Source organism: Kitasatospora sp. NBC_00039, from assembly GCF_045160625.1.
Lineage (GTDB): Bacteria > Actinomycetota > Actinomycetes > Streptomycetales > Streptomycetaceae > Kitasatospora.
Map to the genome: position 1 here is coordinate 162073 of NZ_CP108289.1, position 23311 is coordinate 185383.

Genomic DNA, 23311 nt, shown 5'->3' on the forward strand with positions numbered 1-23311 from the left:
GTTGAGTGCACCGCCGCGTATTTTGCCAAGGCGATGGGTCGATGACCGGCCGCTGGCGGTTCATCTCCGAGTTCCGTGACCTGTATGGAGTACAGCGGCTGTGTCGGGTGCTGGACGTTTCGGCCTCCGGTTTCTACCGGTGGATCGCCGCGGCGGCCACCCGGGCGGCACGCAGGGCCGCCGACGAGGACCTGGGCGCGCGGATCGAGGAGATCCACGGCGAGTCGAACGGCGCCTACGGGGTCCCGAGGATCACCCGGGAGCTGCGGGAGCGGCACGGTGCGGTGAACCACAAGCGCGTCGCCCGTCTCATGCGCGAGCGCGGGATCGCCGGCCGGCATCTGCGGCGCACGGTCCGCACGACGGTCGCGGACCGGAGCGTTTCGCCCGCACCGGACCTGGTCGGGCGGGACTTCTCCGCGCCCGGCCCGGATGTGCGCTGGTGCGGAGACATCACGTACCTGCCGGTCGGCGGGACGTGGATGTACCTGGCGACGGTGATCGACATGCACTCGCGGCGGGTCGTGGGCTGGTCACTGGCCGAGCACATGAGCGCCGGCCTGGTCGTCGACGCGGTCCGGGCCGCTGCCGACGCCCGGGGCGGCGACGTGCGCGGCGTGGTATTTCACTCCGACCGCGGGGCGCAATATACGTCGGGTGCGTTCGCCGAGGTCTGCCGGGCGCACGGGATACGGCGTTCGATGGGCCGGGTCGGCTCCAGCTACGACAACGCGATGGCCGAGTCGTTCTTCGCCACGTTGAAGCGCGAACTGCTCTACGGCTCACGCTGGCTGAACCGGGCACAGGCCCGTGTGGCGGTCTTCGCCTGGATGGCCTGGTACAACCGAAGGCGGCGACACTCCGCCCTCGGCTACCGCAGCCCGGTCGAGTACGAGCGGCAGCACGCCACGAGCGTCATTAACCTGGACCTGGTCGCATAACAGGCGAGTGTCTACAAAATAGGGCAAAGCCCGCACCACCGGCAGCGGTTCCAGTACCGAGGCTCCCAAGACCCAGCAGACGGTCACCTACCTGCGTGGCATGCTCGGCGACTATCTCGCCAACGGCACCAGCCAACGCACTGCTCAGGACACCGACGTTCCCAACCCGCTGGGCGGAACGGTCACCGACAGCGACTGGCTGAGCGGCCGCGTCGTCGCCACGGAGGTCTTCGACAAGGCCGGCGGAACTGTCCAGGCCATCTCCGGCAACACCTTCAACGGGCAGCAGGTCACAGCAACCCGCGCCCAGAGCGCTGGCGCGCCGAAGATCTACGCGCGGTACCCGGACTCGCAGGTCACCACGGTCTCGAGGGCCAAGCTGGCCGACGGCAGCTGGCGCACGACCACCGCCGCCACCACCACTGACCCCTCACATGGCAACCGTGTCACCCAGGTCAACGACAGGGGCGACGGCACCGCCGCTACCCCCGAGACCTGTGTCGTCACCAACTACGCGACTAGCGCCGACCCCCAGCGCCTGGCCCGGTCTCCGAGCAGATCAAGATTCAGGGCGGTTGCGGAACGACGCCCAGTGCGGCCAACACTCTCGGTGGCACCCGCACCCTGTACGACGGAAAGCCCTTCGGTCAGGCGGGCACGACCGGTGATCCCACCAGCGAACTGGTCCTTGACCACCACGACGCGAACGGTCAGCCGGTCTACGCCCACAACGGCACCGTCACCTACGACAGCTATGGCCGGCCCCTGACCACGGCCGCCACCGACGGATCCACCTACGGCCCCGCCGGTAGCCAGCTGAGCCCCCGCCAGCCTCATCCCCGCGGTGACTGCGGTGTCGTACAACCCTTCGGTCGGCACTCTGCCGTCCGAAGTCCGCACCACCGGTCCGATGGGTGCGGCCTGGACCACCACCATCACCCAGGACCCGGCCCGCGGCTCACCGCTGACCAGCAAAGACGCCAATGACCGTGTGACCACCGCACAGTACGACGCCCTGGGGCGCGTCACCGCGGTGTGGGCTCCGGACCGGCCGACCGCCGAACTCCCGACCCAGAAGTACTCCTACTCCGTCAAGGGCACCACCGGCCCGTCCACCGTCAAAACCGAGTGGATCAACGACGACGCGACGACCTACTCCGCGAACGTCGACCTCTACGACGGCCTCGACCGGCTCCGCCAGAGCCAGCGCACCAGTGACGCCAAGCCGACCGGCCGCCTGATCACCGACACCGTCTACGACACGCACGGCTGGGCGATAAAGACGTCCGACCCGTACTACGAGGCGTCCTCGTTCCCAAACGAGTCGATCTTCATGCCGGCCAACGACGGACAGGTCCCGGGCCAGGCCTGGAACACCTACGACGGCAACGGCCGCATCGTTCGCTCGGAGTTCCGCTCGTACGGCAATCTCCAGTGGGCCACCACCCTGGCCTACCCGGGCGCGGACCGCACCGACACCACCCCGCCCTCCGGGGCCTCACCCGCGTCAACGGTGACCGACGCCCGCGGACGGACCACCGCTGCCTGGCAGTACCGCACCCCCACGGCCACCGGCAACCCCGCCGACGCCGACGTCACCACCTACAACTACACGCCGGCGGGCCTGCCGGCCTCCCACACCGACAGCAGCGGCAACACCTGGACCTCCACCTACGACCTGCTGGGACGCCAGGTCTCGGCAACCGACCCTGACACCGGAACCACCCAGACGTTCTACGACGCCAAGTCCCAGATCGACCACACCGTCGACGCCAAGGGCAACGTCCTCGCCTACACCTACGACCTGCTCGGCCGAAGGACCGGCCTCTACAACAGCAGCGTCGCCCCCGCGAACCAGCTGGCGTCCTGGACCTACGACAGCCTTGTCAAGGGCCTTGCCACTTCCTCCACCCGCTACGTCGGAGGCGCCACCGGAGCGGCCTACACCACCGCGGTGACGGGCTACGACACCGCCTACCGCCCGCTCGGCATCTCGGTCACCATCCCGAAGTCCACGGACGGACCGGCCGGTGCCATCCCCGCGAACGAGGACGCATTCGCCGGGACTTACACCACCACCAACACCTACAGCCCCGTCATCGGCTCCCTGACGAAGGTCGGCATCCCCGCCGCAGGCGGCCTGCCGGCCGAGACCGTGAGCATGGGCCGCACCATTACCGGCCTGCTGACCTCCTCCGCCAGCCTCAGCAAGGCCGTGGTAGCCCAGGTCGCCTACGACGCACTCGCTCGCCCCGTCCGCACGACGGTCGGCGAGTACGGCAAGCAGGTCGTCTCCACCCAGCAGTACGACTGGGCCACCGGGCGGGTCATCAACTCCTTCGTCGACCGCCAGCTCGGCACCACCTCCCTCGACCAGACCACCTACACCTACACCCCCTCCGGCCGGATCACGGCCCGGGCCGGGAACCTCTCGGCCGCTGAGCAGCTTGATCGCGCAGAGGAGGTGAGGAAGGCTGCGGCGGCCAAGCAGTAGGCGAAGGCCGGGCGGGTGGTCCGGCCGGAAGCTGGGGCTTGACCCCGGGTGTCGATCGAGGGCACCGTCCGGGCCGAGCTCGGGGTGTCCCACGCGTGGGACAGCACCGACCTGGTCCTGCCGGTTCGCGCGGTCGTCGACCTCAAAGGCCGCACCGCGGAGCTCACCGACCTGATCGCCGACCGCCTCACCGACGCACACCAGGACGCCGGCGGCGCCGTGCTCCCGGCCGGGACGGTCGGCGGGATCGTCGCCGCCGCGGTCGCCGAGGTCCGCGCCCGCCCCGACATCCCGGCCGCCGAGCTGGATACCGGCCCCGCGCCGGGCGGCTTCACCGCCGAAGCCTGGCGCCGCCACGTCAGCGCCGGCCGCGACCCGGTGTCCCAGAACCACGCGACCCAGCACCGGATCGGCGTCCTGGCCCTGGAGGTCGTCCCGGCCTGCATCTCCGACCGCCAGGCTGAGGACATCCTCGCGCGGGTGGCGGATCGGCACCGCCGAGATCCTCGCTTGCCGCCGCTACGCGATCTCCGGGGACGTCCGGGCGACGGACGGCTGGTAGAACCGCAGACATCGCACGTGGTTAAGCGTCAAGCGGGACGGGTCTTATCAGCGGCCTAGAGTGGTGGGTTGCCAGGTGAGATCGAGTGCGTCGTCGATTGTGGCGGTGCTGGGCTCTTGGGAGCTGCCGAGGGCTGCGTGGCTCAGCAGCACCGGTGTCCCGGTCTCCAGCGCGTGGGTGATGTCCTGGAGCATCGAGGTCACCGAGGCCCACTGGGGAACGTCCAGGCTCCAGGTCTCGTGGTCCCAGAGGAGTACCGCGCCGTGGGTGTCACCGGGGCGCAGGTCGACGATCAGTCCGTCGCCGCCGGGGCTCAACGCGATCGGCATGAAATCCCGCTGGTAGCGGCTCTCGGGCTGACCGTTCTCGTCGAACGAGTCGCCTTCCTGCTCTGCGACCAGGAGCCAGATCTCGTGAGTCTCCAGGGCCTCGTCCAGCGAGACCGGGGCGAACGCTTCCGGAATCCAGTAGCTCGCGGTGACGTCGGGCAGCAGCCACCAGGCCCGCAGGTCGGCGGGCAGGGGAAGGGGCAGGCCGAGGTCTGCCTCGAACGCGTCCAGGCGGGCGGCATCCGGCGCTGGTCTCGCCGGGCCTCGCCGGGTGTGCGCAGTGAGCCAGGTGCCGACGCGGCTCCAGGAGGTCAGGACGTCGTGATCAGCCGTTGTCATGGCGGGCAGTCTGCCTCACCCGGGTGTCAACGGCCGAAGCTGTGCAGCACTCTCAGCGAAGCAACTGGTCAAGCCGCGACTGCGGTGAGCGCTGGTGCGGGAAAGGCGGTGTTCTCGTCGAACCGTTCGTGGTGTTGGAGGCAGTGGTGGAGCTGTCCGAGCAGGCGGTTGAAGAGATGGCGTTGGGCGGCGGCGTGCCAGTGTCCGTGTTCGCGGCGGGCGCGGTAGTGGGCGCCGGCTCCGGGTGAGGCGGTGAGGGCGGAGAACGCCCAGAGGTAGCCGGCGTGGTTGAGGCGGTCGTTCTTGACGATGCGCCGGCCGATGTGGCTCTTCTTGCCGGAGGCACGGGTGACCGGCGCGGCTCCGGCGTAGGCCTTGAGGCCGCGGGCGTCGGCGAAGCGGGTGCGGTCGTCGCCGACCTCGGCCAGGACGCGGGCGGCCAGCTGGGTGCCCAGGCCCGGAAAGGACAGCAGGACCTCCGCGTCGGGGTGCTGGGGGAAGAGTTCCTCGACGGCCTGGGCGAGTTCCTCGGTGGCCTGGCAGGTGGCGTCGAGTTGGTGCAGGAGGGCGAGCATCTGCTTGCCGAGGGCGTCCTCGACGAGCTGGGGCTGGTGGGCGTACTCGGCCCGGAAGACCTCGCGCAGGCGGTCGGTCTCGGTGTCGAGCTTGCGGCTGCGGCCGGCGCGTCTGAGGGCGGCAGTGATCTGGCTGCGGGTCAGCCGTGCCGCGCGGGCCGGGGTGGGGGCGAGTTTGAGGAGTTCGCGGGCCTCGGGGCGGCAGAGGCCGTTCTGCCAGGGGCCGAAGGCGTCGAGGGCGGCGGGGTAGTACTCGCGGAGCAGGGAGCGGAGCTGGTTGGAGATCTGCTGGCGGTTCCAGGTGGCGTCCTGCTGGGCTCGGGCCAGCACCGCAATGGCGCGGGCGAGGTCGGTGTCGGCGGGGAGCGGGCGGTGCATGGGCATGTCGGTGCGCAGGATGTTCGCCAGGACCAGGGCGTCGCCGGGGTCGGACTTCTTGCGGGAGACGCCGTGGCGGTCGCGGTAGCGGGCGGCGGCCATCGGATTGATCGCGAACACCTTCCGGTGGCCGGTGCGCAGGATGGCGACCAGCAGGCCGCGGCCGGTCTCGATGGCGACCGGGATCGGCTCCTCGGCTGTGTCGCCGTGTTCGGCGAGGAGGTCGAGCAGGAGCTGATAGCCGGTCGCGTCGTCGGTGATGCGGCGCTTGGCCAGCAGCTGGCCGCTGTCGTCAACGAGGGCGACGTCGTGGGTCCGTTCGGCCCAGTCGATCCCGCAGTAGATCATGCTGTTCTCCCTGGTCAGGGCATGCTCGGGCACTGATCCGCGAGCACGTGTGGGGCCACTCAGCTCCCTAATTCCAGGCCTCGTCTCGGGCCGACATCGCACTAGTTGTTGCGTGGCACCAGCTCGCTCCACGGGCCTCGATCTGTGCCGGAGCTCAAGGCTCGGGCCTTTCGAGAGGTCACCGTAGAACGGGCTCGCACCGCCAACATCACCAACGAATGATCACGGCCGCCCGCCGTCGGGGCCGGGGTACCAAGCGCCGCAGATCTGCGGTAGGGCGTCGTCGAACGCCAGGTCAGAGACATGCGTCCGCTCGGTGCCCCGGCCGACGGCGGGCGGCCGTGTGGCGATGGGCCAGGGTGGCACCGATCTCACAGAAGGCCTCTGTGGCCGGGTCGTATGCAGGTGTCTCCCTGGCCCGCTCACCACACCACCCCTGCGGGCCAGGGTGGCGGCAACTGCTCTGCTTCCCACAGCCCGCTAATAAGGAATTAGAAGCCGTTGTCGAACCGATAGTGACGGGTGCGTTTCCGCTGGTCAGGCATAGTGCGGGTGCCTCGGTGGCAGAGACGCGGTGTCGTGTCGTCTCTTCGGTGGAGGTGCCGGATGCCGTCGGTGATGGGGCTGCTGGAGGAGCGCGAGCGTGCCGCCCGGCAACGGGTGGAGGTCCTGCAGGCCGAGCTTCAGGAGGCGGAAGCCGCGTGGGAGCGGTTCGTGATTGCCCGTCAGACGGTGGCGGAAGTCCTGGCAGAGCCTCCTGTGGGCGAGGAGGCGCCGCCGGCCGGGGTGGCCGGTGAACGGCCTGCGCGGGTCGCCGGGGCGGCGCCTGGATCGGTGGTCCCGCCTGGAGGGAAGGTCTCGATCCGGGTGCGCTGGCGCCGGACTACCAGCGGCTCGTGGAGGTCCTGGCGGGGAGGGGGAGGAGATGGACTGTCGGCAGCTCGCGGCGGCCTTGGGTCTGGAGGTGGTCACGGCGAAGGTGGAGGGAGTGCGGTCGAAGGCGAAGCGACTGGCCGCGCGGGGCTGGCTGGCCGAGGAACACCCGGGGATGTTCAGCGTGCTCGCCGGGCGAGCCGGCGGCTCATGACCATGCTCATCGACCACCGGATCATCGCCTCGGAGGTGTCGGTGCGGGTCTCGTAGTCGCGGACCAGGCGGCGTGAGTGCATCAGCCATGCGAACGTTCGTTCCACCAGCCACCTTTTCGGCAGCACCACGAAGCCCGCGGCGTCGTCGGTGCGTCTGACCACTGTCAGCGCGATCCGCAGGACATCGCGGGCGAGGTCGACCAGGCGTCCGGTGTAGCCGCCGTCGGCCCACACCAGCGAGATGCGCCAGTGCCGCTCACGCAGCCGCTCCAGCAGCGTCCGGCCGGCCTCGCGGTCGGTGACGGATGCGGCGGTGACCATCACGGCCAGCAGCAGCCCGACGGTGTCCACCACGATGTGCCTCTTGCGGCCGTTCACCTTCTTCCCGCCGTCGAACCCCCGGCTGGCAGCCGGCACCGACGCGGCCCCTTTCACCGACTGCGCGTCGATGATCCCGGCGGTCGGCTCCGGATCACGGCCAGCCGCCTCGCGGACCCGGTCGCGCAGCCGGTCGTGGAACTCCGCGACCAGGCCCTTGTCCCGCCAGCGCCGGAAGAAGGCGTAGACGCGGTCCCATGCGGGGAAGTCCGCGGGCACCGCCCTCCAGGCGATGCCGCCCGCAACCAGGTAGCGCACCGCGTCGACCAGCTGCCGGTGGCAGTAGCCCTCCGGCTGCCCGCCCCTTCCCTCCAGCCAGGCGGGCACGGGCATCGCGTCGCGCACGACTGCCCACTCCGCGTCGGTCATGTCCGAGGGGTACCTCGGACGCCTGTGCGGCCGGTCCCCGGCATTCCCGAACCGGTGAGCGAGGCAATCACACGACAGGGGTGCGGAGTTGGACGGCAACGTCACGGAGACGGAAGACTGCGGCACCAGGGGCCTCCTGTTGCTCGGCTGGATTCGACACCCACGAGCTGTGCGGGAGGCCCCACTTTCATGCCCCGCCGACCAGAAGATCACCCGACCGAGTCGGCAGACTCGAACTCACGATCACCAAGATCGATAGAGCAACGGCTAGTGAGATTTTCAATGCCTCCGCGTCTCACTTGATCTGGTCGATCCAGGTCAGAGCCGGTCTCGGAGACCAGATCCTTTGCGACGGGACAGCTGGTGTCATCTATCGCGAACAGTCACAGCGTTGGAGCAGGGCGTCGTCGCGGTCCCCGGTCGGGGCCGGGTGTCCGGGTTAGCGAGCGAACGCGGCCTCAGCCACCAGGACGGCAGCGACGGCCCGCACGGGTGGCTCTGTTCATGTCGCAGAGCGGCGTTTCGACAGCGGTTCGGGAGGCAACACCTGAACCGGATGCTCACGAGAACGAACCCGATCCCTCACCCCGCCTCACCCTGCCGCCGTTGCTCGCGCTCCTCGAACCGGCTCTCCAGTTCCTCGTGCCAGCGAGCCACGTTGGTGCCGTCCAGCTGACCGGCGAAGGCCCGGTAGACGGCCGGCACCAGAGCCTCGCGGTCGGCGGGCTCTGCCGAGGCGATCGCCCAGAGCCCCTCGGCGGGGCCAGCGAGGCGACGGTGCGCGACGTCGGCGGTCTGCCGGGCCTGGCGGGCGGCCCCGGCGGCGCGGTCAGCGACGTCCTGGCGGGATCCCCTCTGCGCACTGGGCCCGCCGGAGGACGAGGTCGCGGTCCGGGTCGTAGGTTTCGTGCCCGGTGGTGGCAGTCTCGCCGCGGATGCGCTGCCACTCCTGGAAGATGACCGTAGCCCGGACGACGGCGCTCTCGTCGCCGGCATCGGCGTTCCGGTCCGCGATCCGCAGGTCGTGGGTGCGCTCTCCCCCACGGGCGAGCGCCTTCTCGGACGCGGCCTTGGTGGCGCCCTTCGCCGGGAGCTCGCACCAGGTGCGGTAGGGGCTGCTTTCGCCGCGAGCACGGTGAGCTCGCGCTCCAGGTCGCCGAGCGCGTAGGGAGCTGGCCGCCGCCGGTGGACGTGATGATCACGCCGCCACTAGGTTGCTCCTCGCGTCCGTGTGGTGGACGCCGCGCCACCTCTCGGAACTAAGAATTGGGAGTCGCTGTGCAGCCTGAGACTGTCGGCATTGCGGACGCGTCAGCTGTTCTGGTTCTGAGGGATCCACGTGAGCTGGCAGCCGGTCTGCAAGTCGCCGTCGGCGGGGAGGTGGCACTACTGCTGGCGGTCACGGCCACTGGCGGAACGGAGGGGTATCTCGCGCGGGCCACACCGCTACTGGTGCTCTTCATGTTGATCTCCGGCGTCGTCATGGTCTGCTGGCTGCGCCGCTGTCGACTCAACGCGCAAGTCCTCGCACCGGACGCCCACCGCTACTCCCCGGGCTTCGCGGTAGGCGGGTGGTTCATACCGGTGGCCATGTGGTGGATCCCGCGCCGGGTCAGCCTCGACGTCCGCCGGGCAAGCGGGCTCGGCGGACGAGCGTGGTTGGTCGAGGGCTGGTGGTGGACACGCCTGGCCAAGATCCCCGTCGCCTTGGCCATGGGCCTCTCGGGAATCACCTCGGGACTCATGACCGCCCCCTGCCTCCTTCCCTTCAATGTGCTGTCCGCCGTCCTCCTGGTCCTGACGGTTCGGGAGATTACCGCCGCACAGGCCCGGCACCTCAGCCCATAGTCCGCACGCGCGGACGCCCATGGCCCGGGACGTCCGGCGGCACGGCATTCCAGCGGGCTCGCAGAGCGTAGAAAACTCCATGATCTTGGGAACCGCGCCTGCTTCACGCCTGGACGACCTGCACCGCCGAGCCGGACAAGCCGGTCAAATCCAATCTCGCCGAGGCCCTGACGCAACAGCGCATTCGCCTCTACCCGCTGAGAATGATCACGCTCCAGGAGGCCAGGAGGCGAGGGTGTTCTCTGAACCTGGAGGCGCGGCAACTCCAGCCACCGCACGGACGGCGCCGACGCCCTTGTCGGTGAGGCTGACGACCACCGAGGCACCGTCGAAGGAAGTCTCCCGTTCCAGCGGCTGCCGGTTACGATCCCAGAACGGCCCGGAAGCCGGCACGCTCACCGAGAAGGTGTACGGGTGGTCCTTCGTGATCTCGATGTGGCCCGATGTGGCCAGGGTGCCGACGGGCACGATGGGTACCTCCGCGGCCGAGATCTCCTCCCCCTGTGGGCCGGAGGCCAGCACGGACAGACGAAGCGGTGTGGAGAGCAGCAGCGGCCCGCAATCCGGCGAACCCAGGGCGATCGAGGCTGTGATGGAAAGGGTTCCGTCACGGAGGCCGATGCCGAGGAACGCCAGTTGCGGGACCTCGGCTGCCGGCATCGCCGGCTGGGACGCTGTGGAGTCGCTATCGACGGCCGCCGTCCAGCGTTCGCTCCGTCGCGCCAGGTGTGCCGCCAACTCGGGTGGGACCTCATCGCGCCGGTAGGCGGTGCTTTCCCCGCTCGGGCTCGTGATCTCGACGGCGATGTCGTTGGCCGGGTCGTCCAGTTCCTCGTGCAGGTCGTCCAGGTACTCCCAAGGATCGATGCCCTCGGTGTTCAGCCGCTCCTCTTCCCGCTGATGGAAGGACCTGGAGTGGGGGGCGCCGAACACGTCGCGTCGGTCCAGGGGCAGTGAACCCGCTTCCTGGAGGGTGCGAACTAGGAACTCCGCCATGCCGTGGGGATGTTCGACGAATCCCCCACCGCCGCGCTTCCAGACCACCACCGGCCATCGGTCCGGATCGGGCCCTGCCGACCGCCAGTAGAGGAATCCGTACGTCTGCCCGTAGCTCTTCAGCCTGCCCCAGCCGATGAGGGATCCCGGCTCCGGCCAGAGCGGGTACCCGGATCTGGTCTCCTCGATCCACCGCTCGCCGGACGCACGCAGTGTCATGGTCGGGAGTCCACACGGTCGGACTCCCCGGCCTCAAGTGAGGCGATCTCCACCTGGTCGTCGATCGAACCCGCACCGTAGACGGCGACGAAGTCCCGGAAGTCGCTCGGCAGCGGGACGCCGAGTGTCTCCTCCACCGAATCCCAGTCGACGATGTCACCGGAGCCGTCGTGCGGTGGCATCAGTCCGATGAGAGATCGCACTGCTGGATGCATTCCTCCTTTTCAGTCGAGTCCGGTCCGGCCACGTTAGCGGACTCCCGGCGTCGGCAATGGGTCCGAGCACGATGAGCACGAGGTCAGGCCGATGTTCACCCAGGCATCCGTGTGCCGGTTGTATATGACGTCGGGACGATGCTCAGTTCCAGGGGGTCTGTCCAGCGAACGGCTCTGGCCCACATCCGGTGGTATCGGGGTGTCACCTCGGCCTCGACGAGGCCGGCTGCCGGAACTCCGCAGAACAGGGGCTTGTGTGGCGGTGCCGGAGCGGGGTTCGGCGCCTGTCGAAACGGGGCCGTCCACCCCGGGCATCCGCATGCCGCCCGGTGAGTACTCCTCCCAGAACGCCCCGCCGACCTGGTGGTATCACCGAAAGTGAAAGTGGCAACGCTCTGCTACCACCGGATGTGCGACAGAGCCGTTCGCTGGACAGACCCCCAGAACCCGGGGCGGGGCCATGGTGAAGCGGTCGACCTCGACCATCAGCACCGGCACCCTGATCTCCGGGGCTTGCCACACGCCGTCCGGACGCACCTTGCGTCGGCCGCCGGGCAGGAAGGGCTGCGGATGGGCGTTGATCGTGCAGAACGCGGTCGGTCCCCGAATCCTCTGGGGACCGACCGCGTTCTTCGCGCAGTGCACTTGGACGGCCCTACGTGTGCCTCAGCCGGTGACTGCCGGGGGCACGTCCAGGCCGTAGTACTTGAAGATGTTCGTGAAGAACGGCTCCACGAAGGTGGGGATCGGCTGTCGACGTAGTTCGCTCGTGATGACCCGCCAGAGGTCGTACCCGCGGAGCTTCAACTCGCGGTCGCCGCGCACGGTGTTGTCGACTGCCTTGATACCCGCGTAGTGCTGGGGACCGTCGACCTCCACGACCACCCGGCCGGGGTGCATGCCCAGCTGGGCCTTTCCGGATGTCAACCTGACTCTGCCGGGCGGATCTGGGAGCGGCTGACCTGCGGGTTCAGCGTCCAAGAACCATCGGCATGTCGCTGCCACTACCGGCAGCGGCTCTCCGCCCCCTCCAGCGCCTAGATCGCGAAGTCACACTGGAGTATTGGCTGGTCGAGCCAGTCCGTCAGAGGTGTGGCGTCACCTGCCGTTGTCAGGTCAGGGGCCGGGTGTGGGGTGGTTGTGGGAGCGGAAGGTGCGGCGGTAGGTGTCCGGGGGGACCCCCACGGTGCGGTGGAAATGGCGGCGCAGGGTGGTGGAGGTGCCCATGCCGGTGGCGATGGCGATGGTGTCGATGGTGTCGTCGGTGGTCTCCAGGAGTTCCTGGGCGTGGCGGATGCGCTGGGTGTGGAGCCACTGCAGAGGCGTCGTTCCGGTGAGTGATTTGAAGTGGCGGCCCAGGTGGCGCGAGCTCATCCGTGCCTGCCGGGCCAGGACTTCCACGGTGAGCGGCTCGTCCAGGCGTTGGAGGACCCAGGGGAAGAGTTCGGCGAGGGGGTGGTTGCCGGGGGCGGGAACCGGGGTGGAGATGAACTGGGCCTGCCCGCCGTCGCGGTGTGGTGGCACGACCAGCCGGCGGGCGATCTTGTTGGCGTTCGCCGAGCCGTGGTCGGTGCGGACGAGGTGCAGGCACAGGTCCATGGCGGCGGCCTTGCCGGCGGAGGTGAGCACGTCGCCGTTGTCGACGTAGAGGACGTCCGGGTCCACCGTGACGTCGGGGTGGCGTCGGGCGAGCTCGCCGGTATGCGCCCAGTGCGTGGTGGCGCGTCTGCCGTCCAGCAGGCCGGCGGCAGCCAGGACGAATGCCCCGGTGCAAAGGGAGACCACGCGGGCGCCCGCCGCGTGGGCCGCGCGGACCGCGTCGAGAAGTTCTGCGGGCGGGTCCACGTCCGTGTCGGCCCAGCCGGGGACGATCACGGTGTCGGCGTGCGGAAGGTGGTCGAGTCCGTGGTCCATCTCCAGGCGGAAGCGGCCGATCCGCACGGCGCCCGGTCCGCAGAGGGCGAAGCCGTACCAGGGGTTCACGAGGTGGGTCAGGTCCGAGCCGAACACCTCGATCGCCATGGACAGTTCGTAATGCAGCATGCCGTCGGTGACGGCCAGAGCGACGGTATGCATGTCCGAAAGTGTACGACGCGTGTCGTTCCGGACGCTCACGGCGGGTGCTGTCTCCTCGTCAGGATGTCCGTACCGGATCACGGCGGAGCAACCGCGGATCAGCCGAGTACAGGGAGCAACTCATGGGGTCTGGCCGGCAGGTGGCGGTTTTCGGTGCGTACGGGCACACCGGACGGTTCGTCGTGGCGGAGCTGCTCGAGCGCGGATACGTCCCCGTGCTGTCCGGCCGTGACGCCGACAAGCTGAAGGCGATGGGGCACGAGGCCGGCCTGGACGCCCGGGTGGCGTCGGCCGACGACCCGGCCTCACTCGACCGCGCCCTGGCCGGTACGTCGGCCGTGATCAACTGCGCCGGGCCGTTCGCGTCCACGACGGCCCCCGTCATCGAGGCCGCCCGCGACGTCGTGTCGCCCCACACACCCGCGCCCACCGCCGCCGACGAGAGCGGCCGGTCCGACCAGACCTTCGTCATCGACGCCGTCGTGCGCTCGGGCGACACCGAACGACGCGCCGTCGCGCGCGGGCAGGACATTTACGCCATCACCGCGCCCCTCGTCGTGGAAGCCCTCGACCGCGTCCTCGGCGGCCACATCCACGCGGTCGGCGTCGCCTCCGCGGGCCGAATGTTCTTCGCCGACGACTTCCTGCGCGCGCTGTCGCCGCAGATCGCTCTGGAACTGCATCAGTGACAACTGCCCTACCGAAAAGCCCGTGACAGTCACTCACTCAAGGAACACCGCCATGCCCTACTTCGAGTCCGCCACCGACCGCGCCCGCCTCCACTTCGTGGACTACGGCCCCTGCGACGGCCCCGTCATCGTCTTCGTCAGCGGCTCGTACTTCGGTACCGAGATGTGGGAGTACCAGATGCTGCCGCTGGCCGCCGAAGGCTTCCGGTGCGTGGGATTCGACCGCAGGGGACACGGCAGGTCCGAGGACGTCTGGGGCGGCTTCGACCTCGACACCCTCGCCCGGGATCTCGGCTCACTGCTCGATCACTTGGACCTGCGCGACGTCACCTTGGTCGGGCACTCGATCGGCGCGGTCGAGGTAGTCCGGTACCTGACCCTGCGCGGCACCGACCGGGTGGCGCGCGCGGCCCTCGTCGGCGCAGTCGCCCCGGGGCCAGCCCGCTCCACGGACCACCCGCAGGGGCTGGACCCGGAGCTGATCCGCGGTTTCAACGAGACCTTCCGGCAGGACCGCGCGAAGTTCTTCGCCGACGGCGCCAACGCCTTCTTCGCCCGCCAGCTGCCCGGCCCGCAGGTGTCGGACGCGTACGTGGCCTCCATGGTGGACCGCTGCCACGGGGCGACGGCGCGCGCCGCCACCGCCCTGGGGGAGATCCTGCCCTCCCTCAACCTCGTCCCGGAGCTGGTGAAGATCGACTGCCCGGTCCTCGTCATCCACGGATCGGGCGATGCCTCCGCGCCCCTGGCCCTCACGGGCCGCCGCGCGGCGGACCTGATCCCGGGGGCGGAACTCCAGGTGTACGAGTACGCGGGCCACGGACTGTTCGCGACCCACGCGGATCGCCTCAACGACGACCTGCGCGCCTTCGTCCGCGGCCGTGCCTGACGGCCCGGACCCCAGGACCGCCGCCCAGACACCCCGAACCGAAGGAGTTCCACCGCCATGACAGTCCAGCCCGCCCGTGCGACCCTGACCATCGACGGCCGCACGCTGTCGTACCTCGACTTCGGCGGCACCGGCCGCCCGCTGGTGGCTTTGCACGGCCACCTCTCCGAAGGGGCGTCCTTCACCGACCTCGCTGCCGCCCTCGGGCCCGAGTGGCGAATGATCGCCCCCGACCAGCGCGGCCACGGAGACTCAGGCCGCGCCCCCGAATACACCCGCGCCGGCTACGTCGCCGACCTCCTCACCCTGCTCGACCACCTCGGCATCGACCGCGCGGTCCTCCTGGGCCACTCCCTCGGCGCGGTCAACGCCTTCCACCTGGCCGCCGAACGCCCGGCCCGGGTCGAGGCTCTGATTTGCGTCGACACCGCCGTCGACCTCCCCGACCGTGGGACCAGCTCGCTCGCCTTCGTCCTCGACTTCCCTTACACCGCAGCCACCCGCGAGGAGTTGGCCGCCTCCTGCGGACCCCTGGCCTCCGTCCTCGGCCCCATGCTGCGCCCGCTGCCCGGCGGCGCCGGCTGGAGGCTGCCCTTCCACCCGCAGGACACCGTCGACTCCGAGAACCTCGTCCACGGCGACCATTGGAAGCAGTGGCTCGCCACTGACTGCCCGGCGCTCCTGATTCACGGGCTGCGCAGCCAGGTCCTGCCCGCCGAGCAGGCCCGGGCCATGTGCGCCAGGCGCCCCACCACGTACTACCGCTCCCTGGATACCGACCACTTCGTCCAGCAGGCCGACCCCGAGGGCTTCGCCACCGCGGTCCGGGAGTTCCTCGCGAGGATCTGAACCGTCCTCGTCGTGCTCGTGCTGCTACGGGAGGTTCCATGCCGAGATGACCGGCTGCCCGTGTTCGGCGCCCAGGAAGCCGAGAGTGCCCGGATGTGGATGGCCGAGCAGCCGGCCGGCGAAGGCGTCGAGGCCGAGCCGGCGCACAGTGAGCACGCAAGCCGGATGACCGTGAGCGACGACAGCGACGTCGCCGTCGTCCAACAGCGGCCGGATCCGGTCCGCACCGCGTCCGCGCGCGACCACCTGCTGGAGCTGCTCGCCGGGGTGGGCAGCGGCGCCGTCCCGGTGACCGAGGCCGCGACTGGGCGTTGCGCTCGTCGAAGCTCGAGGTCACACCGCCGGCGGAGGTCCGGTTGCCGGCCGCGTCCCAGGTGTACGCGGTGGCGGTGGTGCCGTTGTTCCAGGAGGTGAGCCGCCCGGCCGTAGCCGTACTGGTTGGTGGCGGCCCCCGCGGTGCCGGTGGTGGCCTTGCTGGTCATGCGGCTGTTGAGGTCGTAGCCGTAGCCGATCGAGGCGACAGTCGTCCCGCTCGGGTTCTTGATGGTGTCGTCGCGCAGTCGGCCGAGGTTGTCGTAGCCGTAGCTGCGGGTGCCGCCGCCGGTGCCGTAGCGCTCGGTGGTGAGGCGGCCGGCCGTGTCGGAGTCGTAGCCGACCGTGGCACCGGTCAGCGGGTCGGTCGCGCTGGTGACCTGAACGGCCGCGTTATAGCCGAAGGAGGTGGTGCCCGCCGCGTCTGTGCGGGCGGTGGCGCGCTGCGCGCCGGTCACCCGCTGCCGTACAGCGCCCGCCGGCACGCTGCCCGGGCAGGAGGTCATTGGCCGGGTTGCGGCGGAGGGGACACGCGTGGCCCGCGTCGCTCTGGGCAGCCGAGCTGGGAGAAGGAACCCGGACGGACCGGTGCCGCCTCGGCTCGGCCCGGTCCTCACGAGCCGCGCGCCACGCAGGACCCACCGACGAACGGCGTCCCGCGTAGCCGTACCAGCGGAAGGAGAAGATCACGATGACCACCGCACGCGAGATCATGACCGAGGGCGCCGAATGCATCGGCGAGCAGGAATCCGTCCTGGAGGCCACGAAGAAGATGACCGAGCTCGGCGTCGGGGCGCTGCCCATCTGCGGCACCGACGACAGGCTCAAGGGCGTCCTCACCGACCGCGACAGTCGTCGTCAAGGTCCTCGGCGCGGGGAAGGATCCCGCCGAGGTGAAGGCCGGTGACCTCGCCCAGAGCGAGGCCGTCACCATCGGCGCCGACGACGAAGCGGCGGAGATTCTGCGCACCATGGGCTCCCACCGGGTTCGTCGTCTGCCCGTTATCGACGGCCACCGCCTGGTCGGGATCGTCGCCCTCGCCGACGTCGCCCGAGCCCTTCCCGACGCCAAGGTCGGAGACCTCCTCGAGGCCATCTCCACCGACTGACCCACGCCGCGCCCGTCGGCCCGCCCGCCCCGTCGCGCGGGCGGGCACCGGGCCGGCGCAGCGCGGCGCCCGACGTAGTGGTTCCACACCATGACGACGCCCTTCCCCGGCCCCGACATCACGACCCTCGACGCCCTCGCCAACCTTCTGCGCGCCCACCCCGGCGAGCAGCTGTACGTGCGCTGGTCCCGTGGGCCCGGCACCGACCTCGCCGACGAGAGCGGCAGCCTGGACGACCTCACCGGCGTTCCGCTGCCCGGCCTGTCCGTCACCCCGCTCACCGTCGAAGACTGGTGGCAGGACCGTCCGCTGCGCCTGTGGGTCGCCCGCCGCCTGTACGACTACTGCCACCTGCGGCGCGACAAGGCACCCGGCGTCCGCCCCTGGATCCTCACCGGCAGCGAGGCGGGCCGCGGGCTCGACAACGAGCCGCTCCTCACCGACGTCCGCCCATTGGCCCGGGTCGGTGAGGGCGTCATCGCCGAAGCCGAGTACGAGATCACCCACCAGCCCGGCGCCTGGGGGCCGCTGCGTCGCACCGACGGGGCGTGACACCGGCAGGTCCGGGAGGCGGGGCAGGGCCTTGGCCGGGGTGGGTCGTCGGGCCGGAGGACCGCCCGTGCGGTTCTCCGCCCGGCTCGGCAAGGGCGTGGGGACCGGTGGGACGGCGCCCCCACCGGGCGGGTCCGTGCCGGGACGGTCCGGAGCCGCCCGCCCAGCCGGCCGACCGGCCGGGTCATGGACGGTCCCGACGCGGTCGACGCCGGTCGGGAACGCGTTCCAGGGGCCGGTCCACGGTGGGCCCCGCATGCTGGCTGGGCCCACCGACATCCCGCGGCTACCGGTGCCGGGCGCCGGGCGTCACTTGAGGGTGGGCAGGTAGGGGTAGCAGCCGAAGTAGTCCTTGGTGGCCTCCACCATGACGTCGCCGGTCTGCGGGCCGACGATGCCGTCCTGCTGCAGGCTCGCCCACCTCTGAATGGCCACGATCGCCCCGTAGGTGTCGGAGCCGAACGAGCCGTCCACTGCCACCTCGTGATAACCGGTCTGGTAGTGCAGCGAGTTGGATATCTGCTGAACACACTTGACGCTGGCGTACTTGTTGCTCTTGCCGTAACCGACCTACAGGGAGCCGGAGTTGGGGACGGCCTGGGCGGTACCGCCCAGCGCGCCGACGGTGAGAAGAGCGGCGGTCGCCATCAGGAACGCACCGCGTCGCTGCATGGAGGTAATGCTCAAGGAAACCCCAAAATTAGGAATACGACTGATCATCAGACCTGACCGGCGGGTCGTCGGCAGGGTGCGGCCGACCGGCCGGCCACGAATCGGGATGGCCGGGGAACCCCACCAGCGGCCTCCCCCGATCGAGGGAGTGCCTTCTCCCGCGATCCCGCGATGCGCGTTCGCGATCCCGCGAGCCAGGATCGTGCCCTGAGCAGTCGACCGGCGGCCGGTGGCACGTCCGGCACGGTCCCCGGCCGCGTCGGCCGAACGGCCGGCCCCCGTCGGTGCTCGGCCGATACCGCTGGATTCCCCAGGAGTTGACTCATGCACGAGCAGGAATGCCGAAGGCCTCGTTCCCTCCGGCGGCAGCCGGGCGGCCGGCGAGGAACCTTGGCCGCCACAGCCGCCGTTGCCGTCGGCATCATGGCGACGGGCACCCTGGCGCCGCCCGCCGCGTCCGCCGCAGCCAGGCTGGACACCGTCCAGCAGGGCCTGACCGCATTGGTGCGTGACGACGGCATCCCGGCTGCGCTGGCGAGCGTCGTGGGCCGCGACGGCCGCACCCGTACCTACACCGCGGGCGTGGGCGACCTGACCACCGGCTCGGCGGTGCCCAAGGACGGACAGGTCCGGATCGGCAGCAACACCAAGGCGTTCACCGCGGTGGTCGTGCTGCAACTGGTCGGCGAGGGAAAGATCGGCCTCGACGCCATGGTCGACACCTACCTTCCGGGCCTCGTCCGCGGGTACGAGATCGACGGCCGCGGCATCACCGTCCGCCAGCTCCTCCAGCACACCAGCGGACTCCCCGACTACGGCCTCCACATCGATGACGACGACCTCAAGCACCGCTACTACGAGCCTCGCGAACTCCTCGACCTCGCCCTCCAGGACAAGGCCGGCGCCGCGCCCGGGACGACGTGGGCGTACAGCAACACGAACTACCTCCTGGCCGGCCTGATCATCCAGAAGGTCACCGGCCGGCCCCTGGCCGAGGAGATCGACCGGCGCATCATCCAACGCATCGGGCTGCGCCACACCTACTTCCCCGCCCCCGGCGACATGACCATCCGAGAGCCCCACCCCCACGGTTACCACCGGAACCCGGAAGACGGACCGCTGCGCGACTTCACGGAGATCGACCCCTCCGCGGGCTGGGCCGCAGGTCAGCTGATAGCCACCAACTCCGACCTCAACCGGTTCTTCGCCGCGCTCCTCGCCGGCCGCCTCCTCCCGGCGGCCCAGCTCGCCGAGATGCGTACCACCGTCCCTGCCGGGACCTCCGGCCTCCGCTACGGGCTGGGACTCACCAGCAGGCCGCTCTCGTGCGGCGGTGTCTACTGGGGGCACGGCGGCGACATCGCGGGATTCGAGACCCGCGGCGGAGTCACCGACGACGGCCGCGCCGCCAACGTCGCGCTGACCAGCATCCCGACGGACGAGGCGGCCACGCAGCACGTCAAGGACGTCGTCGACCGGGCCCTGTGCGGCTGAAGCACACCGGGCACCTCCTGCGCGACAGAAACGGCCGGTGGGCCCGACGTGAGGTCGGGCCCACCGGCCGCGCAGTCCGACAGCTCGTTCCCCACGTCGGGAGCGACCACGAGGAGCATCGATGACTGCGGCGTCGGCGCCGATCGCCGGGCTGAACGGGACGACCCGTTCGCTACGGTCCGCTGTCGGAAGGCCGGAGAATCCGCGGAGAACGCCGAGCAGGGTGACCGATTGTCACTTACCTGGCGGGGCGCCACAGGCCGCTGCGCGTTCGGGTCTCGGCGCGCCCGCGTACCAGACAGTGAACTGACCCCTGGTGAAGGCGACGGCGCTGACGGACCATCCGAACACCGGGACCGGGGCATCCCACCCCCTGTGACGGGCGTAGCCATTGGGGTCAGCGGTGGCGCCGATGCCTGGTGGGCCGCGCCCGGCCACCCGTTGCCTGGCCCGCCGGGGCTCTCCCGATCCTCCCCCTGTCACACCCCGGGCCGATTAATGAGTACCGGGCGCTGCTCCCCCTCAGATAGAGGCGCTGGGCGAGCTCCGCCGTGGAACGCGGTTGGCTCAGCTCGGCCAGGAGCTTCAGCCGCATCGCACCGATCAGCGGATGATCCTGCACCGACGGGAGACAGTCGACCTGCGCCGCGGGATAGACGATCAGCGCAGTGCGTGGGGCCGGCACACCGGGCGGCTCCCCGGCACAGAACAGGGCCCGGTCGACGAAGACGCTCGGCGTCATGATCACCGCTTCCGCGTCCAGCGTCAGCTGATGGATGCCACCGGTGCGGAGGTGAACGACCAGCTCGCCGTCGCGCCACTCCAGATCGGCGGAACACTCTGGCACCCTACCCGACCTGCAGGACTCTCAGACGACGTGGCACTCACCGCCCTGGGGCGGCACTGATGACCGAGTGCCAGGTCGTCTGGGGTCTGAGCGTACCCTCGACGGCGTCATGCAGGCTCCGGGTGGCCCCGAGGAGGACACCAGCGGCGGGTTCGAGTACCAGCCACCGAACGTAGGACAACACGGGCCCGACAGCACGCACGGGATCGCCCGGTAGGAAGCCGTGGCGACGAGGGCTCCGTGATGGCGCCGAGTCAGCTCGTCGACACGCGAGCGGGTGGGAACGGTTTGCGGCTGGCTGACTGCCGGTCAGTCCGCAGTGGCGATCAGCGGCTGGAGCAGGATGTCCGGCTTGGCGCGCTGGAAGGAGTTCAGGTGCCACTTGTCGGCGAAGACGGCCAACAGGACGTCGTCCGAGCGGCGAGTGAAGACCTCGGCGTTGGTGAGACGGTCCTTGGCCAGCGCGTCGGCGCCGGCGGCGTCGGTGAGGCGGGCAAGACGGTACGGGAGGTGGTCGAGGGTGACCGGGGAGGAGAACTCATGCTCCATCCGGTGCAGGACGACATCGAACTGCATCGGGCCGACCGCCGCCATCACCGGCGCCTGGTCACCACGTCGGTCGGAGACCAGCACCTGGACGACGCCTTCCTCGTCCAGCTGCGAGACGCCCCTACGGAACTGCTTGGAGCGGCTGATGTCCTTCGGACGGGCCACCGCGAAGTACTCGGGGGCGAAGGCCGGCAGTCCGGGGAACTCCGCCTTCCTGCCCGCGTACAGGGTGTCGCCGACGCGCAGCGCGCTCGCGTTGATCAGGCCGACCACGTCGCCGGGGTACGCCTTGTCGACGACCGTGCGCTCGGCGCCGAACACGGTGTGCGCGTACTTCGTAGTCAGGGAGCGGCCGCTGGCCGCCCGGGTCACGTTCATGCCGCGCTCGAAGACGCCGGAGCAGACCCGGATGAACGCGATCCGGTCGCGGTGCGCCGGGTCCATGTTCGCCTGGATCTTGAACACGAGACCCGAGAACTCCTCGCCGACCTCACGGACTCCACCGTTGGCCAGCGGACGCGGCCCGGGCGACGGGGCCAGGTCGACCACGGCGTCCAGCAGGAGCTTCACACCGATGTTCGTCAGCGCCGCACCGAAGAAGACCGGGCTGATCTTGCCCTCCTCGAACGCCTGCTGGTCGTAGCCGGGACCGGAGGAGAGCACCAGCTCCAGTTCCTCCAGCGCGGTCTCCCACGCCTCGCCCTCCTGCTCGGCGGCCTGCTCGGCGGTGAGCTTCTCCTCGAGGGCGGCGTGCGTGCCGGCGGGCACCTTGGTGTAGCGGAGCATCTGCTCGGTGTCCTCGGCCTCGACCAGACCGCGCAGGTTGCCGGCGACTCCGACCGGCCAGACCACCGGCACCGGAGTGATCCCCAGGTGGGTCTCAATGTCCTCGAGCAGGGTGAGCGCATCGCGGCCCCGGCGGTCCCACTTGTTGATGAAGGTGATCACCGGGACGCCGCGGTGGCGGCAGACCGCGAAGAGCTTGCGGGTCTGCTCCTCCAGGCCCTTGGCCGCGTCGACGAGCATGATCGCGCAGTCGACGGCCGCCAGCACCCGGTAGGTGTCCTCGGAGAAGTCGGCGTGACCTGGGGTGTCGACCAGGTTCATCACATGGCCGCGGTGGTCGAACTGGAGGGCCGCCGAGGTCACCGAGATACCGCGCTCGCGTTCCAGCTCCATCCAGTCGCTGGTCACGCCACGCCGCCCGCCCTTGGCGTGGACCGCGCCGGCCGAGGTGATCGCCCGCGCGTGCAGGGCCAGGGCTTCCGTGAGGGTGGACTTGCCGGCGTCCGGGTGGCTGATCACGGCGAAGGTCCGGCGACGACCGGCCTCGTTGAGGACCTGGAGGACGGGGATGGACTGTTCGCTGCTCACGTGTTCCTCGGGTGCGGGAGGTGTCAGGCCGGTGACGCCTCCGTACCTGCTGTACCGAGCCTCGTGATTCCACAGGCCGAACAGCGATTCTAGCCAGCCCGACGGAGTTTCCCCAACCTGCCCGGTTGCACCCCGGAGGAAGACCGCCTGGCACCCACCTCATGCCTCGCTGCTCGACGCGAGACGGGACCGGGGGTTCACGTCACCGCTTGACCCCGGCTCCCGCGTATGCCGGAGCCGCCTCCTGCGAGCCTTGGTGCAACTGCCCCTGCGGCCACCACAGCGGCAGCTGCACCAGTGCGGGATCGGCCAGCTCGAAGTCGCCGAGGAACTCCTCCACCTCGGCCCGCGCCCGCAGGACAAGCGGCGAGCTCGCACCGCTGTAGATCCGAACGTCGTCGACCGCACCATGCGCTCGGTCTCGCACCCGGACGTCTACGCCGCCGGTGACTGCGCCTACGCGATCGGCGAGAACGGCCGGCCTCTGCCGATGTCCTGCGCCTCCGCCGGCTTCACCACCATGCAGGCGACCGCGGCGATCATCGCGCGCCTGACGGGCAGTGAGGTCCCGACCACTCGGCTGAAGTACTACGGCAACCACATCAGCCTCGGGCGGCGGGACGCGATCTTCCAGATGGTGAACGGGGACGTCCGGTCGACGTCCTGGTACCTGGGCGGCCGGACCGCCGCGCGGCTCAAGTCGGGCGTGCTCAAGGGGGCCGGGTGGAGCATCGCCCACCCGACCTTCGGCATGCCGAAGCGCAAGCGCCGCCTGGCCACCGAGCCTGACCGGACCGGTGCGAGGGTCGCCGCATAGGCT

At 70.2% G+C, this 23311-nt stretch carries 23 protein-coding genes and 2 pseudogenes; 13 read left to right on the forward strand and 12 right to left on the reverse strand.

Translation table 11 applies throughout. The features are described from left to right. Positions 1-41: 41 nt before the first annotated feature. From OG286_RS00970 to OG286_RS00980, 3 genes are all read left to right on the forward strand, one after another. Complete coding sequence (locus tag OG286_RS00970; RefSeq protein WP_405363522.1) at positions 42-941, forward strand: IS3 family transposase; 900 nt, start codon at positions 42-44, stop codon at positions 939-941. A gap of 853 nt (positions 942-1794) precedes the next feature. Beyond that, positions 1795-3435 carry a hypothetical protein gene (locus OG286_RS00975; RefSeq protein ID WP_405363518.1) on the forward strand — a complete coding sequence of 547 codons (1641 nt, stop codon included), beginning with the start codon at positions 1795-1797 and terminating at the stop codon, positions 3433-3435. Between the two features lie 48 nt (positions 3436-3483). Next, positions 3484-4056, forward strand: a complete 573-nt coding sequence (locus OG286_RS00980) for a hypothetical protein (protein WP_405363516.1) — start codon at positions 3484-3486, stop codon at positions 4054-4056. Here the strand turns inward: OG286_RS00980 and OG286_RS00985 are convergent. Together OG286_RS00985 and OG286_RS00990 are read right to left on the reverse strand one after the other, a co-directional pair. Next, positions 4045-4665 carry an SMI1/KNR4 family protein gene (locus tag OG286_RS00985; protein ID WP_405363514.1) on the reverse strand — a complete coding sequence of 207 codons (621 nt, stop codon included), beginning with the start codon at positions 4663-4665 and terminating at the stop codon, positions 4045-4047. The genes OG286_RS00980 and OG286_RS00985 overlap by 12 nt on opposite strands. Before the next feature lie 68 nt (positions 4666-4733). Next, positions 4734-5966: an IS110 family transposase gene (locus tag OG286_RS00990; protein ID WP_405363906.1), complete on the reverse strand. Its 1233-nt coding sequence runs from the start codon at positions 5964-5966 to the stop codon at positions 4734-4736. A gap of 925 nt (positions 5967-6891) precedes the next feature. Here OG286_RS00990 and OG286_RS00995 point away from each other — a divergent pair. Continuing rightward, the gene (locus tag OG286_RS00995) at positions 6892-7053 is read left to right on the forward strand and encodes a hypothetical protein (RefSeq protein WP_405363512.1); all 162 of its coding nucleotides are present in this window, start codon (positions 6892-6894) and stop codon (positions 7051-7053) included. Here the strand turns inward: OG286_RS00995 and OG286_RS01000 are convergent. Together OG286_RS01000 and OG286_RS01005 are read right to left on the reverse strand one after the other, a co-directional pair. After that, positions 7019-7801, reverse strand: coding sequence for an IS5 family transposase (locus OG286_RS01000; RefSeq protein ID WP_396326183.1), 783 nt, complete (start codon positions 7799-7801; stop codon positions 7019-7021). The two genes, OG286_RS00995 and OG286_RS01000, sit on opposite strands and share 35 nt — an antisense overlap. A gap of 582 nt (positions 7802-8383) precedes the next feature. Beyond that, entirely contained in the window at positions 8384-8506 is a 123-nt protein-coding gene (locus tag OG286_RS01005; protein ID WP_405363510.1) for a hypothetical protein, read from the reverse strand. 573 nt (positions 8507-9079) lie between these two features. Between OG286_RS01005 and OG286_RS01010 the strand changes: the two genes are divergently transcribed. Beyond that, positions 9080-9649 (forward strand): DUF4328 domain-containing protein, encoded by a 570-nt coding sequence (locus OG286_RS01010; protein ID WP_405363508.1) that lies wholly within the window; start codon positions 9080-9082, stop codon positions 9647-9649. A gap of 207 nt (positions 9650-9856) precedes the next feature. On the opposite strand, the gene OG286_RS01015 is transcribed toward OG286_RS01010, so the two are convergent. From OG286_RS01015 to OG286_RS01030, 4 genes are all read right to left on the reverse strand, one after another. Further along, positions 9857-10696, reverse strand: a complete 840-nt coding sequence (locus tag OG286_RS01015; RefSeq protein WP_405363506.1) for a hypothetical protein — start codon at positions 10694-10696, stop codon at positions 9857-9859. A gap of 164 nt (positions 10697-10860) precedes the next feature. After that, positions 10861-11046 (reverse strand): hypothetical protein, encoded by a 186-nt coding sequence (locus tag OG286_RS01020; RefSeq protein WP_405363504.1) that lies wholly within the window; start codon positions 11044-11046, stop codon positions 10861-10863. Positions 11047-11745: 699 nt separating this feature from the next. After that, positions 11746-12006 carry a hypothetical protein gene (locus OG286_RS01025; protein ID WP_396325123.1) on the reverse strand — a complete coding sequence of 87 codons (261 nt, stop codon included), beginning with the start codon at positions 12004-12006 and terminating at the stop codon, positions 11746-11748. Positions 12007-12195: 189 nt separating this feature from the next. Continuing rightward, positions 12196-13155, reverse strand: a complete 960-nt coding sequence (locus OG286_RS01030) for a helix-turn-helix domain-containing protein (protein WP_396325122.1) — start codon at positions 13153-13155, stop codon at positions 12196-12198. Positions 13156-13277: 122 nt separating this feature from the next. Between OG286_RS01030 and OG286_RS01035 the strand changes: the two genes are divergently transcribed. The 3 genes from OG286_RS01035 to OG286_RS01045 are packed head-to-tail and all read left to right on the forward strand — an operon-like array spanning position 13278 to position 15582. Further along, entirely contained in the window at positions 13278-13844 is a 567-nt protein-coding gene (locus OG286_RS01035; RefSeq protein ID WP_396325121.1) for an NAD(P)H-binding protein, read from the forward strand. Positions 13845-13896: 52 nt separating this feature from the next. After that, entirely contained in the window at positions 13897-14733 is an 837-nt protein-coding gene (locus OG286_RS01040; RefSeq protein WP_405363501.1) for an alpha/beta fold hydrolase, read from the forward strand. 57 nt (positions 14734-14790) lie between these two features. Further along, positions 14791-15582, forward strand: a complete 792-nt coding sequence (locus OG286_RS01045) for an alpha/beta fold hydrolase (protein ID WP_396325119.1) — start codon at positions 14791-14793, stop codon at positions 15580-15582. 24 nt (positions 15583-15606) lie between these two features. Here the strand turns inward: OG286_RS01045 and OG286_RS01050 are convergent, their stop codons facing one another. Next, positions 15607-15828 (reverse strand): hypothetical protein, encoded by a 222-nt coding sequence (locus OG286_RS01050; RefSeq protein WP_405363499.1) that lies wholly within the window; start codon positions 15826-15828, stop codon positions 15607-15609. A 757-nt stretch (positions 15829-16585) separates the two neighbouring features. Between OG286_RS01050 and OG286_RS01055 the strand changes: the two are divergent. After that, positions 16586-17003: pseudogene (locus OG286_RS01055) on the forward strand (CBS domain-containing protein). Between the two features lie 90 nt (positions 17004-17093). Further along, on the forward strand, positions 17094-17555 hold the full coding sequence (locus OG286_RS01060; RefSeq protein ID WP_396325118.1) for a DUF6098 family protein: 462 nt from the start codon (positions 17094-17096) through the stop codon (positions 17553-17555). A gap of 309 nt (positions 17556-17864) precedes the next feature. Here the strand turns inward: OG286_RS01060 and OG286_RS01065 are convergent, their stop codons facing one another. Then, complete coding sequence (locus OG286_RS01065) at positions 17865-18074, reverse strand: peptidoglycan-binding protein (RefSeq protein WP_405366028.1); 210 nt, start codon at positions 18072-18074, stop codon at positions 17865-17867. A 543-nt stretch (positions 18075-18617) separates the two neighbouring features. Between OG286_RS01065 and OG286_RS01070 the strand changes: the two genes are divergently transcribed. Both OG286_RS01070 and OG286_RS01075 read left to right on the forward strand, forming a co-directional pair. Continuing rightward, a complete protein-coding gene (locus tag OG286_RS01070) occupies positions 18618-19721 on the forward strand; it encodes a serine hydrolase domain-containing protein (RefSeq protein WP_405364596.1) in 1104 nt (367 codons plus the stop codon). 562 nt (positions 19722-20283) lie between these two features. Next, positions 20284-20628: a hypothetical protein gene (locus OG286_RS01075; protein ID WP_396325115.1), complete on the forward strand. Its 345-nt coding sequence runs from the start codon at positions 20284-20286 to the stop codon at positions 20626-20628. A 249-nt stretch (positions 20629-20877) separates the two neighbouring features. Here the strand turns inward: OG286_RS01075 and OG286_RS01080 are convergent, their stop codons facing one another. Further along, positions 20878-22491: a peptide chain release factor 3 gene (locus OG286_RS01080; protein WP_396325114.1), complete on the reverse strand. Its 1614-nt coding sequence runs from the start codon at positions 22489-22491 to the stop codon at positions 20878-20880. 202 nt (positions 22492-22693) lie between these two features. Further along, positions 22694-22918, reverse strand: a complete 225-nt coding sequence (locus tag OG286_RS01085; protein WP_405366029.1) for an SAM-dependent methyltransferase — start codon at positions 22916-22918, stop codon at positions 22694-22696. On the opposite strand from OG286_RS01085, the pseudogene OG286_RS01090 reads away from it, so the two are divergent. Then, positions 22886-23308: pseudogene (locus OG286_RS01090) on the forward strand (oxidoreductase); the annotation flags it as partial. The gene OG286_RS01085 and the pseudogene OG286_RS01090 sit on opposite strands and share 33 nt — an antisense overlap. Between the last annotated feature and the right edge of the window lie 3 nt (positions 23309-23311).

What these genes read in the sequence shown, in the direction of transcription:
- OG286_RS01030 (WP_396325122.1), bottom strand. Translation starts at nt 13,155, where the DNA reads ATGCATACCGTCGCTCTGGCCGTCACCGACGGCATGCTGCATTACGAA.
- OG286_RS00990 (WP_405363906.1), bottom strand. Translation starts at nt 5,966, where the DNA reads ATGATCTACTGCGGGATCGACTGGGCCGAACGGACCCACGACGTCGCC.
- OG286_RS01040 (WP_405363501.1), top strand. Translation starts at nt 13,897, where the DNA reads ATGCCCTACTTCGAGTCCGCCACCGACCGCGCCCGCCTCCACTTCGTG.
- OG286_RS00995 (WP_405363512.1), top strand. Translation starts at nt 6,892, where the DNA reads ATGGACTGTCGGCAGCTCGCGGCGGCCTTGGGTCTGGAGGTGGTCACG.
- OG286_RS01060 (WP_396325118.1), top strand. Translation starts at nt 17,094, where the DNA reads ATGACGACGCCCTTCCCCGGCCCCGACATCACGACCCTCGACGCCCTC.
- OG286_RS01035 (WP_396325121.1), top strand. Translation starts at nt 13,278, where the DNA reads ATGGGGTCTGGCCGGCAGGTGGCGGTTTTCGGTGCGTACGGGCACACC.
- OG286_RS01020 (WP_405363504.1), bottom strand. Translation starts at nt 11,046, where the DNA reads ATGCCACCGCACGACGGCTCCGGTGACATCGTCGACTGGGATTCGGTG.
- OG286_RS01000 (WP_396326183.1), bottom strand. Translation starts at nt 7,801, where the DNA reads ATGACCGACGCGGAGTGGGCAGTCGTGCGCGACGCGATGCCCGTGCCC.
- OG286_RS00970 (WP_405363522.1), top strand. Translation starts at nt 42, where the DNA reads ATGACCGGCCGCTGGCGGTTCATCTCCGAGTTCCGTGACCTGTATGGA.
- OG286_RS00985 (WP_405363514.1), bottom strand. Translation starts at nt 4,665, where the DNA reads ATGACAACGGCTGATCACGACGTCCTGACCTCCTGGAGCCGCGTCGGC.
- OG286_RS01045 (WP_396325119.1), top strand. Translation starts at nt 14,791, where the DNA reads ATGACAGTCCAGCCCGCCCGTGCGACCCTGACCATCGACGGCCGCACG.